General features: G+C 45.1%; 17 protein-coding genes. 8 read left to right on the top strand and 9 right to left on the bottom strand.

Annotated elements, in window-relative coordinates; genetic code table 11:
* Nucleotides 1-49 precede the first annotated feature (49 nt).
* Nucleotides 50-250: an exonuclease V subunit gamma gene (locus QMG91_RS13910; RefSeq protein WP_153286226.1), complete on the bottom strand. Its 201-nt coding sequence runs from the start codon at nucleotides 248-250 to the stop codon at nucleotides 50-52.
* A gap of 326 nt (nucleotides 251-576) precedes the next feature.
* The gene (gene argA, locus QMG91_RS13905) at nucleotides 577-1,914 is read right to left on the bottom strand and encodes an amino-acid N-acetyltransferase (RefSeq protein WP_022549847.1); all 1,338 of its coding nucleotides are present in this window, start codon (nucleotides 1,912-1,914) and stop codon (nucleotides 577-579) included.
* A 239-nt stretch (nucleotides 1,915-2,153) separates the two neighbouring features.
* Between argA and QMG91_RS13900 the strand changes: the two genes are divergently transcribed.
* The 4 genes from QMG91_RS13900 to csdE all read left to right on the top strand — a co-directional run bounded on the left by QMG91_RS13900 (nucleotide 2,154) and on the right by csdE (nucleotide 5,213).
* Nucleotides 2,154-2,588 carry a DUF2850 domain-containing protein gene (locus tag QMG91_RS13900; protein WP_004402997.1) on the top strand — a complete coding sequence of 145 codons (435 nt, stop codon included), beginning with the start codon at nucleotides 2,154-2,156 and terminating at the stop codon, nucleotides 2,586-2,588.
* A gap of 70 nt (nucleotides 2,589-2,658) precedes the next feature.
* Entirely contained in the window at nucleotides 2,659-3,762 is a 1,104-nt protein-coding gene (mltA, locus tag QMG91_RS13895; protein ID WP_022591703.1) for a murein transglycosylase A, read from the top strand.
* A gap of 83 nt (nucleotides 3,763-3,845) precedes the next feature.
* Entirely contained in the window at nucleotides 3,846-4,661 is an 816-nt protein-coding gene (gene tcdA, locus QMG91_RS13890) for a tRNA cyclic N6-threonylcarbamoyladenosine(37) synthase TcdA (RefSeq protein WP_281827166.1), read from the top strand.
* 123 nt (nucleotides 4,662-4,784) lie between these two features.
* Entirely contained in the window at nucleotides 4,785-5,213 is a 429-nt protein-coding gene (gene csdE / locus QMG91_RS13885; protein WP_281827165.1) for a cysteine desulfurase sulfur acceptor subunit CsdE, read from the top strand.
* A 33-nt stretch (nucleotides 5,214-5,246) separates the two neighbouring features.
* On the opposite strand, the gene QMG91_RS13880 is transcribed toward csdE, so the two are convergent.
* From QMG91_RS13880 to QMG91_RS13870, 3 genes are all read right to left on the bottom strand, one after another.
* Nucleotides 5,247-5,843, bottom strand: coding sequence for a DJ-1 family glyoxalase III (locus QMG91_RS13880; RefSeq protein WP_022591701.1), 597 nt, complete (start codon nucleotides 5,841-5,843; stop codon nucleotides 5,247-5,249).
* On the bottom strand, nucleotides 5,840-6,733 hold the full coding sequence (gene panE / locus QMG91_RS13875; protein WP_281827163.1) for a 2-dehydropantoate 2-reductase: 894 nt from the start codon (nucleotides 6,731-6,733) through the stop codon (nucleotides 5,840-5,842). Before panE ends, QMG91_RS13880 begins: the two co-directional genes overlap by 4 nt.
* Nucleotides 6,734-6,882: 149 nt before the next feature.
* The gene (locus tag QMG91_RS13870; protein WP_281827161.1) at nucleotides 6,883-7,656 is read right to left on the bottom strand and encodes an outer membrane protein OmpK; all 774 of its coding nucleotides are present in this window, start codon (nucleotides 7,654-7,656) and stop codon (nucleotides 6,883-6,885) included.
* Between the two features lie 378 nt (nucleotides 7,657-8,034).
* Here QMG91_RS13870 and QMG91_RS13865 point away from each other — a divergent pair, with 378 nt between their 5' ends.
* The 3 genes from QMG91_RS13865 to QMG91_RS13855 all read left to right on the top strand — a co-directional run bounded on the left by QMG91_RS13865 (nucleotide 8,035) and on the right by QMG91_RS13855 (nucleotide 9,991).
* Nucleotides 8,035-8,610, top strand: a complete 576-nt coding sequence (locus QMG91_RS13865) for an LON peptidase substrate-binding domain-containing protein (RefSeq protein WP_022591699.1) — start codon at nucleotides 8,035-8,037, stop codon at nucleotides 8,608-8,610.
* A 167-nt stretch (nucleotides 8,611-8,777) separates the two neighbouring features.
* A complete protein-coding gene (locus QMG91_RS13860) occupies nucleotides 8,778-9,311 on the top strand; it encodes a sigma-70 family RNA polymerase sigma factor (RefSeq protein WP_281830470.1) in 534 nt (177 codons plus the stop codon).
* Nucleotides 9,308-9,991, top strand: a complete 684-nt coding sequence (locus QMG91_RS13855; protein WP_281827158.1) for a ChrR family anti-sigma-E factor — start codon at nucleotides 9,308-9,310, stop codon at nucleotides 9,989-9,991. The genes QMG91_RS13860 and QMG91_RS13855 overlap by 4 nt, the downstream gene beginning before the upstream one ends.
* Nucleotides 9,992-10,078: 87 nt before the next feature.
* Here QMG91_RS13855 and QMG91_RS13850 read toward each other — a convergent pair whose 3' ends face one another.
* From QMG91_RS13850 to QMG91_RS13835, 4 genes are all read right to left on the bottom strand, one after another.
* Nucleotides 10,079-11,458: an AmpG family muropeptide MFS transporter gene (locus QMG91_RS13850; RefSeq protein ID WP_281827156.1), complete on the bottom strand. Its 1,380-nt coding sequence runs from the start codon at nucleotides 11,456-11,458 to the stop codon at nucleotides 10,079-10,081.
* Nucleotides 11,459-11,518: 60 nt separating this feature from the next.
* The gene (locus QMG91_RS13845; RefSeq protein WP_022549856.1) at nucleotides 11,519-12,061 is read right to left on the bottom strand and encodes a peptidylprolyl isomerase; all 543 of its coding nucleotides are present in this window, start codon (nucleotides 12,059-12,061) and stop codon (nucleotides 11,519-11,521) included.
* Nucleotides 12,061-12,633, bottom strand: a complete 573-nt coding sequence (locus tag QMG91_RS13840; protein WP_004403012.1) for a YajG family lipoprotein — start codon at nucleotides 12,631-12,633, stop codon at nucleotides 12,061-12,063. The genes QMG91_RS13845 and QMG91_RS13840 overlap by 1 nt, the downstream gene beginning before the upstream one ends.
* A gap of 306 nt (nucleotides 12,634-12,939) precedes the next feature.
* Complete coding sequence (locus QMG91_RS13835; protein WP_281827152.1) at nucleotides 12,940-14,076, bottom strand: methyltransferase; 1,137 nt, start codon at nucleotides 14,074-14,076, stop codon at nucleotides 12,940-12,942.
* A 363-nt stretch (nucleotides 14,077-14,439) separates the two neighbouring features.
* Here QMG91_RS13835 and QMG91_RS13830 point away from each other — a divergent pair, with 363 nt between their 5' ends.
* Nucleotides 14,440-14,754, top strand: coding sequence for a BolA family protein (locus QMG91_RS13830; RefSeq protein WP_004403014.1), 315 nt, complete (start codon nucleotides 14,440-14,442; stop codon nucleotides 14,752-14,754).
* The last annotated feature ends 117 nt before the right edge of the window (nucleotides 14,755-14,871 follow it).

The raw sequence follows: 14,871 nt of genomic DNA, 5'->3' as shown, positions 1-14,871 counted from the left end.
GGGTAGAGAAAGGCACCGTCCGTGGTAAGCATTTTAAATCTTAACGCGATTAGGCTTCATTCAGAGCCAGAAAGCGGAACAAATCTTTGGTGCTAACATCTTCTTCAATTTTGGTGCTAAAGACATCAGAAAAAGAAATGTTCTTAATATTACAGCGGTTTTGATACGACATAATGTAACGCTTCATACTGCTGTTTACTGGAAACACGCAGTGAACGTCTCTGCCGTCTAAAAATTGGTTATCAGCCATATCCCAAAAGCTTTGGGCTGAGTTGCAAATTATGGTTCTCATTGAGTTTATGCTCGCAAGTTGTGGACTCTCGCTTCCTAGCATTTGACCCTAAATTAGAGGGAACCTCCGTGTGGCAGTGAATGTTTCTCAATGATCTGACGTTGTACTCGTAAAGAAACACTCATCTGAATTTGAACGCTGGAAAAGGTGACCCTCTCCAGCGGCGGTGATTGTACCAGCAGTTTTGCAGATGAAAAGTCAAAATTTAACCAATTTCATCGTTAATTTAGCAACCTATTATAAATCAGTTGCTTATAAATGAAGTTTTTTAGTATGAGGTTCTATTAAACAACTCTGAGCTGTAAAATCTTCGATCTTCTTTGGTAGTTATATAAATCCTGTTTTTCCCCCGGGAGCGCGTCAATCCCGACTTCGGTAAACCCTTGCTCTCTGAACCAATGGATACTTCTTGTAGTAAGCACAAATAAGTTCTCTAAGCCTAGGGTTTTAGCCTGATTATAGATGTGCTTGAGCAGATGAACTCCGCGGTTGCCATCCCGATAATCTGGGTGGATAGCAACACACGCCATTTCAGCCGTTTTAGCTTCAATATAAGGGTAAAGCGCGGCGCAACCGATGATCATTCCGTCTTTTTCTATGATAGTGAACTGGTGGATCTCTTGCTCAAGCTGTTCGCGAGAGCGACGAACCAGTATTCCCTGTTCCTCAAGTGGACGAATCAAATCCAAGATCCCGCCGATGTCATCAATGTCAGCGCTTCGAACCTGCTCCGCACTGGCCATTACGATTTGCGTTCCGATACCATCCAGCGAGAACAATTCCTGCAAAATGGCGCCATCAAGTTTATAACTGACTAAGTGGCTTCTTGGCACGCCAGCTCGGCAAGCGGCTATTGCAGCTTTCAGGAAGCGAATTGAACCACGACGCCCATTTTCGTCACCTTCCTTCGACAATCTTTGTTGAAGGATCTCTTGAGCACCTTTAGGAAACAGCTCAGCAATAACGTCGCCGTTGTCGTCGATGATGCCCTGTTCTGAGCTGAATCCGATAAGTTTGTCGGCGTTGAGTTTGATGGCAACTTGTGTGGCGACTTCTTCAGAAAGTAAGTTAAAACTTTCGCCAGTAACCGAGCAGCCGATAGGACCAAGAAGCACAATGGAACCTTGCTGCAAAGTCCGATAAATGCCTTCGGTATCGATTCGGCGAATTCGCCCGCTGTGGCAGTAATCAATACCGTCATCTACGCCAATAGGTTGAGCAACAATGAAATTTCCGCTCACAACATTAAGTTGCGTACCTGCCATTGGAGTATTGTTTAAACTCATAGAAAGTCGGGCAGTAATGGCAAGTTGAAGCTGACCTGCTGCTTGCATGGCGACACTGAGTGCATCTTCGTCTGTCACCCGTATGCCTTTGTGGTATGGCGTGTGGTGATCTTGTTTGTCCAGCAAGCGGTTTATCTGAGGTCGTGCACCATGAACCAGTACAATTTTCACCCCCAGACTATGCAGTAGGGCAATGTCACTAATTATGTTACCGAAGTTCTGATCTTCAAATGCCTCACCACCGATCATGACCACCATGATTTTGCCACGGTGGGCATTGACATAAGGCGCGGATTGCCTGAATCCTTTTACCAGTGCTGTGCTTCTTATTTTCACTATAAAATCTGTCCGTGACTAAATATGCTAATTTTATGAGTAATTATTTTTGTATATTGACTCCTATTTGAGATTTGTTCAATGAAAATTTTCGAACTGTGCCAAATAAAGTCCATATGTTGAGTAAAATATGTATGGTATGGTTTAGACTGACTAATATGTCGTCGTTGGTTGGTCTTTCTGTGAAAGTTTTTGGGCTCGCCGTGGTATCTGTACACACTGTTTAGGAAGTAGAAGTGATGAGTAGTGCAATGAGCAAGCTCTGGCAGGGAGGTCGTCAGGATATGTCTTATTATCTGAAGGCGGGATTACTCTTAGGTACGCTAGTTGTCGGGGTTGGGGTTGGCTTATATCACGTCCTTAACCAGTACAATGCGGAGCAAAAAGAGTTGCGAAAGCACATCTACGGACACTGGGTCGAACAGAATGTTGCACCCTACATGCGAGACTCGTACACCATTAAACAGGAAGGGGTGTACAGAGATGGCCGCTTAATCGCATCGGACTTCAGTTTTAATGGCAATGAGCTCAAATTCAGCAGTGGCGGCTCTAAGCATGAGTTCATCATCATCTCAGAAACATTCAAAAAAATGCGCCGCATTAAACCGGAGCATTACGAGTCTATTTTCCTCAATACTAATCCGCAGCCGGTTGTGTTAAATCCAAGCAATTAGACAGAGAGTGTATTGCTGATGGCGATATATTTTGCCATGCTGATACAAACCTTTATGTCTGGATGTTTTTGTGTTTAAAAAATTTCTTTGCTTTGGTGCGGTAGCAACGTTAGTGGGTTGTGCCGCCCCAACCGAGCGAGGTCAACAATACCTCGACGGTGAATTCTCTTCTGCGCTCAATCAAACCGAGCAAATCGAATCCAACAAACCTCGAAATTATCTGGCATTTAACGCCCAGGCAGAGCAAGTTCTTGTGAAGTCGCCTTCGATGTCACGAACTTTCCAGCCTTTATACGAGCAGCTATCGGCGTGGACACTAAACAGTGGCGATCCAAAAGAACTGGCTAATTACGGTATTCAGGCTGCGCAGCTTGGTGGTGGTGACGACAAAGGCAACGTGTTGTTTACCGGCTACTTCTCTCCAGTAATTGAATTGCGCCATCAGCCGAATGACACGTTCAAATACCCTGTCTACAAAATGCCTACCTGTGAAGAGCAATGCCCGACACGAGCCGAAATTAACAGTGGTGTGCTTGAAGGAATGGGTCTTGAACTTGGCTATGCGGCAAACATGATTGACCCGTTTATTATGGAAGTGCAGGGCAGTGGTTTTGTGCATTTTGAAGACGACGATACTCTGGAATACTTTGCCTATGGCGGGAAAAACGGTCATCCATACGTCAGCATTGGTAAGGTGCTGATTGAGAGAAATCAGGTTCCACGAGAAAAAATGTCTCTTAAAGCGATCAAAGAATGGGTTCTCGCACAGGAAGAAGAAGTTGTTCGTGAACTGCTTGAACAAAACACCTCGTATGTTTTCTTTGAACCAAGACAGGCAGCACCAGTAACGGGTACGGCAGGCATCCCACTGCTTCCTATGGCTTCGGTCGCTGGTGACAGAAGACTCTTTCCAATGGGCACACCCATTCTGGCAGAAGTGCCGCTTTTGAACGCCGATGGTACATTCAGCGGCGCGCATGAGTTGCGTCTTTTGATTGTTTTGGATACTGGCGGTGCAGTGAAACAAAACCATCTCGACTTATACCATGGTATGGGACCAAGAGCCGGAACTCAGGCAGGTCACTACAAGCATTTTGGTCGGGTTTGGAAATTAGGTTTAGAAGCATCCGCGACGCAATCACCTTGGGCACTGCCACCTGAAAAGCGCGATTAAACGTGTAGGCTAGACTTTTTGATGAAGAGTGCGTATAAATCGCACTCTTTCTTTTTGAACTCAATTTTGCACAAGGCGACATCATGCAAGACAACCTTCCTCCAGCATCCGAGCAGTACGATCAGCGATTTGGTGGTACAAGGCGTTTATATGGAAACTCCGAAGTGGAGATCCTGCGTGCATCGCATGTGTGTGTCGTTGGAATTGGTGGTGTGGGTTCCTGGGCGGTAGAAGCATTAGCCAGAACTGGGATCGGAGAGCTGACCCTGATCGATATGGATGATGTGTGTGTCACCAATATTAATCGTCAGATCCATGCCTTGAATGGTACGGTTGGTCAAAGCAAGATTGAAGTGATGGCAGAGAGAGTAAAGCTGATCAACCCGGAATGTAAGGTTAATCTGATTGACGACTTTATCTCACCGGACAATTTGAAAGAATACATCAGCAAAGATTTTGACTATGTATTGGATGCCATTGATAGCGTCAAAGCAAAGGCTGCCTTGCTGGCGTTCTGCCGCAGCAATAAAATCAAAGTAGTAACGACAGGCGGTGCTGGTGGTCAGGTAGATCCGACGCAAATTCAGGTCGCGGACTTAACCAAAACCATTCAGGATCCACTGGCAAAGAAAATCAAAGATACTTTGCGTCGTCACCACAACTTCCCGAAGAATCCACAGCGAAAGTTTGGTATTGAGTGCGTATTCTCAACCGAACAATTGAAGTACCCACAAGCTGACGGCAGTGTTTGTGCCACCAAATCGACAGCAGAAGGGTCAAAACGCATGGATTGTGCCAGCGGTTTTGGTGCGGCAACGGTAGTGACCGCCACTTTCGGCTTTGTTGCCGTATCACGAGTCGTTGAGAAGCTGATTCAGCGTGGAATGAAGAAGTCCTAAGATAGCCCATCTGAAGTAGCCCGACACAAATGTTGGGCTTTTTTATGCCAGTAAGCCGTGGGCAACTGGTGGTGAAAGTGGGTATAATCCCCGCCAGTTAATATTCAAAACCTAATCAAAATAATGAGCAATTTCCCTTCTTCCCCATTTGATACTGACATTTCTAGCGAGCAGATTGCTGAAACCATGCAAGGTTTTAAAAGCTGGGAAGACCGTTACCGACAGGTCATTCAGTGGGGTAAGAAACTGCCCGATATGCCTGAAGACCTGAAAGCCGATACTGTGACTATCTCTGGCTGTGAAAGCCAGGTTTGGTTTGTTGTAGAAAAGGTGGGTGAGCAGTGGCATTTTTGTGCCGACTCTGATGCCCGAATTGTACGTGGTTTGATAGCGATAGTGCTCGCTGCCTACGAAGGCAAAACCTCAGAGCAGATTCAGAGTTTCGATATCGACGCTTACTTCGAAGTGACAGGTTTGTTTACTCACCTGAGCCCCTCCCGAGGTAATGGTCTGAAAGCCATTGTTAAGCACATTCAAACCATTACTCGTTAAGCTTTTATTTTCTATCCTGAAATGGACTAGGTGTTACTTACCCATTTCATGGAAATGAAGCTGTGGAACCGGAACCATAGGTTCAGCGACACTCCAGGCATGGGGCTTTCCAGACAGTCGAATCACGATTTCCATCGCAAATTCCAATGCGCTGCCAGGACCTTGGCTGGTAATGAGCTTGTGTATCACGTCTGTTACTACACGCTTAACTCGCCACTGTGCCTCTGGAATGTGTTTTTCAAAACTAGGATGACAGGTCATGATGGCTTCTGGGTACAAGTCGTGTGTTTGAAGGACTAAAGCGGGAGCCGCGCATATTGCCGCCATCCAACGTCCTTCATACATGTGCTGCTTGAGCATCTCGATCAGGAGCACGCTGTCGCGGAAAGTTTCTGAACCGGGGACACCTCCAGGCAAAGCAATCACATCAAACTGCTCATCCGCTACTTCAACTAATTTGCAGTCCGCCGTCAGAATAACACCTCGAGATGCTTTCATGGTGAGCGAGCCTTCAGGGTCGACGCTGGCAATCGTCACATCGTAGCCAGCGCGCACCATGATATCGATGATGGTAACCGCTTCCATTTCTTCGGTACCCGGTGCGATCGGGACCAGTACTTTAAAACTCATGATGAACTCCAGCTTTGTTCGGTTCTTTGTATTTCATCCAGTAAAGATTGGTTTACTGGGGTCGGAATACCGTGCAGTCTGGCTTTGCTGACTACGTATCCCGTTATAAATTCTATCTCAGTCTTGCGTTGATAAAACACATCTTGTTGCATTGAAGAGTGATTTTTCGCTGTGGCATTTATGACTAAATCGACTTTGCTCCGAAGGTCGGAATAGTCCGCTTCTTGCTGCTCAGCCTTCATAACAACCGCCACTTCTTTGACTATGGCATCTAATGTTGACTGATATTGCTCCTGAGCCAGATCTCCGTTCAAACACCGTTCTATGGCGGTCAATGGATTGATGGCACAGTTGATGGCGAGCTTGTCCCACAAGGCTTGTTGAATATCAGGATTCCAACTTACTTCTGGCATTGCGTGATTGAGGACTTCTGCTAAAAAGTCACAGTGACAGCCTTTGGCATTAACACCACCCAGTTGAGTCACTCCGTGACCTGTGTGCTGAACCTGATTCGCTGATGGCTTGTAAGCGGCTTGCGTTGTGGTGCCAAGCACGACAGGGAAATCTTTAATACGCTCTGATATCGCGTCAACCGCCCCCATTCCATTGTGCATAAATAGCAGAATGGTGTCGGTGCTCAGTTTTGGCAGAATTGGGGTAATTGCTTCTTCTACCTGCCAGGCTTTGACAGTGATCAGGATGAGATCGGCGTTTGCCAGATCGTTATCGTCGTTGCTTCGAAACTCGATAGGAGCCTGTTTGTCTTTGGCAAGGTGCAGTGTTTCAGCAGTGCAACTGCGACTCCAAAGAGACACATTATGCCCAGCATCGTGCAGGGACGTTGCCCACAACGCACCAACAGCCCCAGGACCAAGAATGGTAATGTTCAAACTGAAATGCCTTACAGAGAGAAAGTTGCAGCAAGGATAGCGAGAGCAGGAAAAGATGCAATATCTGGCGGGGTTTCTTTGAGTTCGAATATAAATTCAAACAAAAATGGCGCTAAAAAGCGCCACTTATTAGATTACATAACTTCGATTTAGAAGTTGTACTGTACGCGGTAGATTAGAGCATCACCGTAATCACGACCGTTGTTAAACTCGCTCTTCACGCCCAGTTTGTTCTGGAAGTAACGGTAAGTCAGAGCTGTAGAGAAGTTGTCTGTTACGTGCCAGAAAAGGATAGCTGCACCGTTCAGACCGGTTTTGCTGCCTTGGTCTTCAGCGTAAGCTTCTGCGCGATCAAATTCGATTTCGTTCCAGTTGACCAAAGCAAAGTTCTGACCGAAAGCTTCAAAGTTGTAGCCTGCAGACCAGCCCGCCATGTAACCGTTGTTACCGTTGTAACGGAACTCAGATCCAAAGTTAGACCAAGCGTTTACCTGATGAACACCTACCCAAGGTTTGAACCACCAGTCTTCGCCAGTCAGTTTTGTGTAACCAACACCCAGAACACGGTTCTGCTCACTTTGTGCAGAGTTATCGTGGTTGTACACTTGTGCGTAAAGACTCGCGCCAGATTCACCTAGATAAACATGAGCCTGACCTTTTAGAGATGCTTTGCGATCTTCTGCAGACTTTTCGATGCTCTCGTAATCGTAGAAACCGTATAGTTCACCCCAGCTAAAACCTGCACCACCTTCAATACCCAGAACAAACTGGTTGCGGTTTGCAGCACCTTCGATTGCTTGTGGTCCGTGATCCCAGCTTTGGTGATCAAGGTAAACGCCACCGAATCCGTATAGATATTCTGCTTGAGCTGGAACAGCAACCGCTGCTGTCGCGAGGCTAAGTGCTAAAAATGACTTGCGCATGGTTCTTCTCTCTTAGTTGAATTGAAACGATCTCAATCCATGATCTGTAAATCCGATGCAGCGCATTCTATATATTTACTTCTCATTTGGAAGTGCAAAGAAATGAAAATAGAAAACGATTGCATGACTCTGATCACGTAATTGATCTTATTTGTTAACTTTGTCAATTAGGTGCAATATTAATCAGCGTTTTCTTAATGACAAAATTGTTAATTTGGGAAAAACGTTTTCGTTCTTACTTTCAACAGAGTTGGGAATGCAGATATTTCTTAGCTGAAACATCCGTGGTGCCTGCATTTGTGCGGTAAATGGAAAAGAGTGGTGATCGTGATATTGGAAGTTCTCGTAAACCCAAAACATAAAGATAAGGAAGCGAGCATGTCACTCATTACTAAAATATTTCCCTTGAGTTCGGTTGTTTTGCCAGAAGGCAAAATGAACTTGAGGATTTTTGAGCCCAGATATAAACGTCTGGTTAAAGAATGTTGTCAAAACGGAGAGGGGTTCGTGATTTGTTTGGTCTCAGACAGCAACGACACTTCTCCACATAACATCTCTCAGATAGGCACTCTGGTAGAAATCGTTGATTTCGAAACGCTGGACGATGGTTTACTGGGCATAACTGTGTACGGAAAGCAGCGTATCAGGGTTAAACGAGTGTGGTCAGAACATGATGGTCTGAGAGTGGGAGAAATTGAACACCTTCCAAACTGGCAGACTCACAGTTTCGGAGAGAGTTCAGAGCACGTAGCCAAGCAACTACAGGAAGTGTATCAGCAGTTTCCCCAAGTGAAAAAGCTCTACGAACAGTGCTTCTTTGATGATGCCACATGGGTGAGTCAACGCTGGCTCGAGTTGTTACCTATCAATCAGTCCAAATTCGATCTGCTGGTGTCGCAAGATTCATGCATTGCCACGTTAGATTTTTTATCGGATGCTATAGACAGTAAATAAGTGATCTTTTTTTCCGCTGCATCGTATACTCACTTTAATAAGGACAATATCCAATCAGGGATATAACCAGTTCGATGTAAGGAACGATCATGAGCAAGACGCTAGAAGCAGGCTCCGGAACACAAACCAAATCGTCAGGGTTAGATCGGGCACACTGGTCTGCCTGTATGGCTAAAATACAAAACGGCGACAAACAGGCTTACGCTGAAGTATTTCGGTTCTTCTCACCAAGACTGAAAACTTTTGTCATCAAACACGTGAGTAACGAGCACGTTGCTATCGAAATCATTCAGGATACGATGGCGATGGTATGGCAGAAAAGCCACCTGTTTGATCCAGCAAAAAGTTCCTTGTCGACCTGGATCTACACTATCGCGAGAAACTTAAGTTTTGACCTGCTCAGAAAGCAAAAAGGCAAAGACTTACACGTCCACTCTGAAGATATTTGGGCGAGCGATTACTGTCCGCCGGATCTTGTTGACCATTACTCGCCGGAACAAAACATGTTGAAGGAACAGGTTGTCCGTTTTTTAGACGTGTTACCACAAAGCCAGAAAGACGTGGTTAAAGCTGTTTATTTAGACGAGCTGCCGCACCAGCATGTGGCCGATATGTTTGATATACCGTTGGGGACCGTGAAGTCACGTTTGCGACTGGCGGTAGAGAAATTGCGCCATTCAATGAATGGGGAGTCGCTATGAGTTATCACCCGGATTTAGAAATGTTTAAAGCTTACGTTGATGGGACAATAGACCCATGCCACGGAATCATGGTGGCAGCTCATCTTGAAACATCCAGCGAATCCAGACAGACGGTTCAACGTCTGGAAGCGGAAGCGGCGCAAGAGATGTTCAGTGCTGATATGGCTGAAATCGACACCGACCTACCGGAAATGGAAGATATGTTGTCTTCTATTATGGACATGAAGCAACTTAAGCCAGACACACAAGTTCAGGAACAGCCTGCAAATCACCACATTGAGCTGAATGGTAAGAAATTTGTTCTTCCCAAAGCACTGCGAAACCACATCACTCGTATTGGTGAATGGCGAAGTTACGGTGGGAAGGTATACAGCGCTGCTGTCGAACTGGAAGAGGAAGGTGCCAGAATGAATCTGCTTTATATAAAAGAAGGGGTTCAGGTGCCGCAACATACTCACAAAGGGATTGAAACGACTTTAGTGTTACACGGCGGATTTACCGACGAGCATGGTCACTATGATGAAGGTGACTTTATGACTCGGGATGCGTCTGTGAAACATTCACCACAGACTCCAGAAGGACAGGATTGTCTGTGCCTAACTGTGTTAACCGAGCCAATGATTTTCACACAAGGCGTAGCAAGAGTGTTCAACCTGTTTGGTCGCGGTGTTTTTCCTTAAACTTTGTTTCCCTAAACATAAAAAACAAAGTCCAAGAAAGAAAAAGAGGCTCATTCGAGCCTCTTTCTGTATCCATTGAACTGGGCGTTACTCCTGTCCTTTCGCTTTTAAGCTTTCTTCATAGGCATCTTCCTTTGCCTTGTCCAAAAGCCTTGCGAAGTAATGTCTCAGAGAATAAAGCATTAACAGACTTGGAATGACCATCAACGATGTAATGATAAAGAACGTTGTCCAGTCGTCCAGAAAGTCAACCAGCTCACCACTGAATGAAGCCAGTGTTGTTCTGCCAAAGTTACCCAGAGACGCCAACAGCGCGTATTGAGTCGCCGAGAAGGCTTGCCCGGTCATTGCCGTCAGGAACGAAACAAAAGCGACAGTCGAGAAAGCTGTGGTGAAGTTATCAATCACGATAGTCGCAAAGAACAGCGTTTCGCTTGGACCTGCTTTTGCAATCCAGGCAAACATCAGGTTACTTGCCGCCATCGCGATACCACCGATCATCAGACCGCGGACAATACCAAACTTCACATTGACCATACTGCCCAAAATGGTGAACAGGATAGTGAAGCCCCATCCAATTAACTTGGAGTAGTAACCAATCTGCTCGTTACTAAAGCCTACCTCTTTATAGAAGGTGATGGACATGCGACCCAAGAAGGCTTCACCAATCTTGAATAGGAAAACAAACAACAGCAGGGTGACTGCAACTTGAACACCGTTGCGACGGAAGAAGTCAATGAAAGGTTCAACTAAGGTTACCGTAAACCATGCAGCCACAGGAGATCCTATAAACTTTGAATGGCGCTCCTCAGCTTGCTTTTGCAGTTTGTCGCGGTCAGTTTTCGGCTCTCCAACCAAAATGGTAAAGAGCATAAGGATGCCAACAATTAATGCCATTCCATAAAAGACGCCATTCCAGCCGATGCTGTCAGCATTAATAAAGGCAAGATAACCCGGTAATGAATAACCCGTCCACCAGCCGATTACCGCCATGGCAGAGGCCTGCGGAAGTTTATTGGATTCCGATTTCGGGAAGGTATCAATACGATAAGCATCGACGGCAATATCTTGTGTTGCCGAAGCCAGGGCAATGCCTAAGGCGATCATCGATGTCAACATCAGGCTTTTGGCAGGGTCGACGCCAGCGATAAATAGGGTGCAAATCAAAATGAAGAACTGGCAAAGGAAAACCCAACTACGCCTTTGACCAAGAATTGAGTGCAAAACAGGCAGTTTGATCCGGTCAACCAACGGAGCCCACAACCAGTTAAGGGCATATACCGCAAATACTGAGCCAAAATAGCCGATCGCGGCGCGGGTAAGCCCCGCATCTTTTAACCAGCCAGACATGTTGGAGCCGATAAGCACCCATGGAAAGCCGCTGGAGCAGCCCAACATAAATACCCATAGCAAGCGTTTGTCGAAGTAACTACGGATAGTTTCAAGCCAGGTCATGTTGCTTGACATAGAACACTCCTTGTAAGAGAGAAAAGAAAACGCTGGCGAGGAGCCAGCGTTTTTTAATTATTATTTTTGTAGTGTGACTTTTTTCACCACGATTGGCTCTACAGGAATGTCCTGCATGCGTCCCATGGATTTGGTTGGCTTAGTTGCCATTTTCTGAACCACTTCAAACCCTTTTGTGACCTTGCCAAAAACCGCATAGCCAGGGTTAGCAGCAGAGTAGTTTAAGAAGTCGTTGTTTTGTAGGTTGATAAAGAACTGACGAGTTGCAGAATCTGGATTGGACGTACGTGCCATCGCAATTGTTGCGGCGTCATTCTTAAGCCCGTTGCTTGCTTCATTCTTGATGGGAGCATAGGTTGGAAGACGACCCATCTTGGCGTCAAAACCGCCTCCCTGAGCCATAAATCCTGCAATAACGCGATGGAACTGAGAACCTTCGTAGCTTCCGTCTTCTACATAGCGAAGGAAGTTTTTCACCGTGGCAGGGGCTTTGGCTTCATCCAGCTCAACGGTAAAGGAACCCAAGTTGGTTTCGAAGACCACGCTTTGTGCCCAGGCTGGTAATGAAAAAAGGCATACCAAAGATAAAATCAGGCTGCGCATTAGAATCTCTCCTTCATGTAATTAAGAAGTTCTTTATCGTTAGCAATTTCTGCCAGAACCAAGTCCACAACATCATTCAATACAAGTTCAATGTCTTCATTGGATGCCGATAAAGTGCCAGTCTTTTTCGCAGTGCCGTTGTAGGACTTAACCAGCTTACCGCGTGGTGTTTCAGCCGTAACCTGCAAGGTCACTTTGGCGTCCAGTTCGTTTTCCATCAGCGTATTGGATACATTGACCAGCGCTTCCTGAACTTCCAGACTTAATGTGTTGTTGCTGTTAGCGACCAGTTGAAACCCCTGAGACACCAACTGTTGATATACAGCGGTTTCAATAGCAATACGCAGGTTTTGCTTGGTATGGATTGGTTGTGTAGAGCGACGACCGCTATTCACCAGCGCAACATATTGAGAAGTACGAATGTCACGGCTTTCTAAAGAGAAAGACTGACCATCGACCAATTTAACGCTGCTAAGGGTAGGGGTTGGCGTGAGGTTGATTTGCTCTTCTTTCTGAGGAGAAGCACATGCTGCCAACAAAATCACAGATGCAGCAAGTATCAATTTTCTCATGACTAATTCCTTTAATTAAACAATCTCGCAGGACGGTTTTTTAGGGTCTGTTGACCTTTCGCGGTTAAATTTTGTTCGAGCTATAAGCGTTTTAATCGCGGCGCAAGGTTTTTAGCCTAGTCACTCTAAGCAAATACCTTGCAACAAAGAGTAAAACGCTTATAGCCGAACCCTTTGGGCAGCGTTTGTGGCTCCTTTCTACTGCGTTATCGCTTATTGATGTAGAGCGACTACACCGAATAAGCGCTGCCTTGTATAAAGAACCCACAATTCGCTGCAAAAATCAGCTCGAAAGGTCAACAGACCCTATTTCTTAGTGGCTTGTAATATAACAAATTTACTGTTGGATGCGACGAGCTTCACCTGCGATTTTCCAAATAAACGTTCAAGTTTTATATCGTAGCCCAGGTGACGGTTGCCAATAACAAATAAATCCCCTCCGCTATTAAGAACATGCTTTGCATCACAGAACATCTGCCATGCGATGTGGTCAGTAATGGCTTGTTGTTGATGGAACGGAGGATTACATAACACTAAGTAAGTACTCTCTTTTTTAAAACCATCAAGGCAATTATTGGCGATACACTGGATATTGCGATCTTCTCCCAGGTTTTCTGTGAGATTGCGCTTGGCTGATTCCACCGCCATGTAACTTTCATCCACACAGGTAATGCGAGCCTGAGGATTAAGTTGACCCGCTTTTACAGCCAGAACGCCATTACCACATCCCAAATCGACAATATGGCGTAAATCCTTATCTTGAGGGATATGTTCCAGCATGAAGCGAGCACCCAAGTCGAGCCCTTCTCCAGAGTAAACGTTGGCGAGGTTCACCAGTTCAAAGTTCTCACCTTCGACTTTCCATCTTGTTTCTGGCTCTACCGTTGGCGGTTGCTCCGCATCTAACGTTGAAAACACCAGACGGTGCTTTTTCCATGCCAGCGATGTCGTTGTCGTCCCCAAATGCTTTTCAAATAATTTGAGTGTCGAGGTATGAATCTCTTTTGCTTTATTGACTGCAATGACTTTGCAGTTTTTGGGAAGAGTTTCTTTTAACTGGCTAAGTTGCCACGTCAGAAACCGGTTGATTTTTGGAATCTGCATCAGAACCAGATCAACGTCGTTTGGGATGGATTCTAAGCTCGTTAAAAACTCAATCTTATTACACTGGTTACGTTGCAAGTTCTTCAAAGCACCACGGTGAGAGATGAACGAATCTGTCACCATGGTGACTTGGTATTTTTCTGAAAACCAACACGACAAAGCGCCAAAATGATCATTTAAGATCAGAATTTTACTGCCTTCTGCCAGCTGGATTTCATCCTCGACATGGTTGATTAGATATTCGTCGCCGGCATTCCATGCTTGTAGGGTTTCTTGAGCTTTTTTGGGGAAGCGATGTAAGGTCAGTTTTCGACCTCGAAGTTGTAACTCGGTGTTCATGGAATAAGGTAGGTAGTGGGCTAAGTGCGCATTGTCGCAGAAAGCGCAGTACGCGAGCAACCGGAAGTTAGCTGCTTATCTTTGTAAGTTATTTTTCGGCTCTCTTTTATCGTGTTTTAAGAAAGCTTAATAAAAGATGTTCGGTCTGATCTAAGAGATAAGCTTGATTGCTTTAATTGCAAGAAAATCAGATCAAAGCCACTTTTTTATCGATTGCTGTGTCATATATCGCGTTTATTCCGTATACCCAAATGAATTAGATTTGAGTCAGGATCGTGGGGAAGAACATAGCGAGTAGAGTTAAGTCCGAATATAATCTTATCAATACACAATAAGGTGAACCGCTTACAGCAAGGAAAGTACATGATTCAAGAAATCATTGAGCAAAAACTGCAAAACGAATTTCAACCTAAGCATTTGGAAGTGTTGAATGAAAGCTATATGCACAATGTGCCTAAAGGTTCAGAAAGTCACTTTAAAGTGATTATTGTGAGTGAAGCATTTGAAGGGCTACGTTTAATAGGTCGTCACCGCAAAGTAAATGGTGTATTGACAGAAGAATTAGAAAATCACATACACGCTCTCTCTATTCATACCTATACTGAATCAGAATGGTTACAACAAACAGGTGGTGCTCCAGATAGCCCAATGTGTTTGGGTGGAAGCAAACTGGGGTAACAAATAAAACAATAAGACTTTAGAAAACGGCTCATTTGAGTGTGTTTAAAGTGCTTTTGCGTTTTAAATGTCTGTTGAGTGAATATTTGTGAACGAAATGATTTGTTAAAAAAACTT

This window comes from Vibrio nigripulchritudo (genome assembly GCF_027924785.1).
GTDB lineage: Bacteria > Pseudomonadota > Gammaproteobacteria > Enterobacterales > Vibrionaceae > Vibrio > Vibrio nigripulchritudo.
The sequence above is the reverse complement of the archived record's forward strand: the minus strand, read 5'-3'. Positions and strand labels throughout refer to the sequence as shown.

Coding starts and splice junctions, on each gene's coding strand:
- QMG91_RS13910 (WP_153286226.1), bottom strand. CDS start 250: ATGGCTGATAACCAATTTTTAGACGGCAGAGACGTTCACTGCGTGTTT.
- QMG91_RS13900 (WP_004402997.1), top strand. CDS start 2,154: ATGAGTAGTGCAATGAGCAAGCTCTGGCAGGGAGGTCGTCAGGATATG.
- tcdA (WP_281827166.1), top strand. CDS start 3,846: ATGCAAGACAACCTTCCTCCAGCATCCGAGCAGTACGATCAGCGATTT.
- csdE (WP_281827165.1), top strand. CDS start 4,785: ATGAGCAATTTCCCTTCTTCCCCATTTGATACTGACATTTCTAGCGAG.
- QMG91_RS13880 (WP_022591701.1), bottom strand. CDS start 5,843: ATGAGTTTTAAAGTACTGGTCCCGATCGCACCGGGTACCGAAGAAATG.
- QMG91_RS13870 (WP_281827161.1), bottom strand. CDS start 7,656: ATGCGCAAGTCATTTTTAGCACTTAGCCTCGCGACAGCAGCGGTTGCT.
- QMG91_RS13865 (WP_022591699.1), top strand. CDS start 8,035: ATGTCACTCATTACTAAAATATTTCCCTTGAGTTCGGTTGTTTTGCCA.
- QMG91_RS13860 (WP_281830470.1), top strand. CDS start 8,778: ATGGCTAAAATACAAAACGGCGACAAACAGGCTTACGCTGAAGTATTT.
- QMG91_RS13855 (WP_281827158.1), top strand. CDS start 9,308: ATGAGTTATCACCCGGATTTAGAAATGTTTAAAGCTTACGTTGATGGG.
- QMG91_RS13850 (WP_281827156.1), bottom strand. CDS start 11,458: ATGTCAAGCAACATGACCTGGCTTGAAACTATCCGTAGTTACTTCGAC.
- QMG91_RS13845 (WP_022549856.1), bottom strand. CDS start 12,061: ATGCGCAGCCTGATTTTATCTTTGGTATGCCTTTTTTCATTACCAGCC.
- QMG91_RS13840 (WP_004403012.1), bottom strand. CDS start 12,633: ATGAGAAAATTGATACTTGCTGCATCTGTGATTTTGTTGGCAGCATGT.
- QMG91_RS13835 (WP_281827152.1), bottom strand. CDS start 14,076: ATGAACACCGAGTTACAACTTCGAGGTCGAAAACTGACCTTACATCGC.
- QMG91_RS13830 (WP_004403014.1), top strand. CDS start 14,440: ATGATTCAAGAAATCATTGAGCAAAAACTGCAAAACGAATTTCAACCT.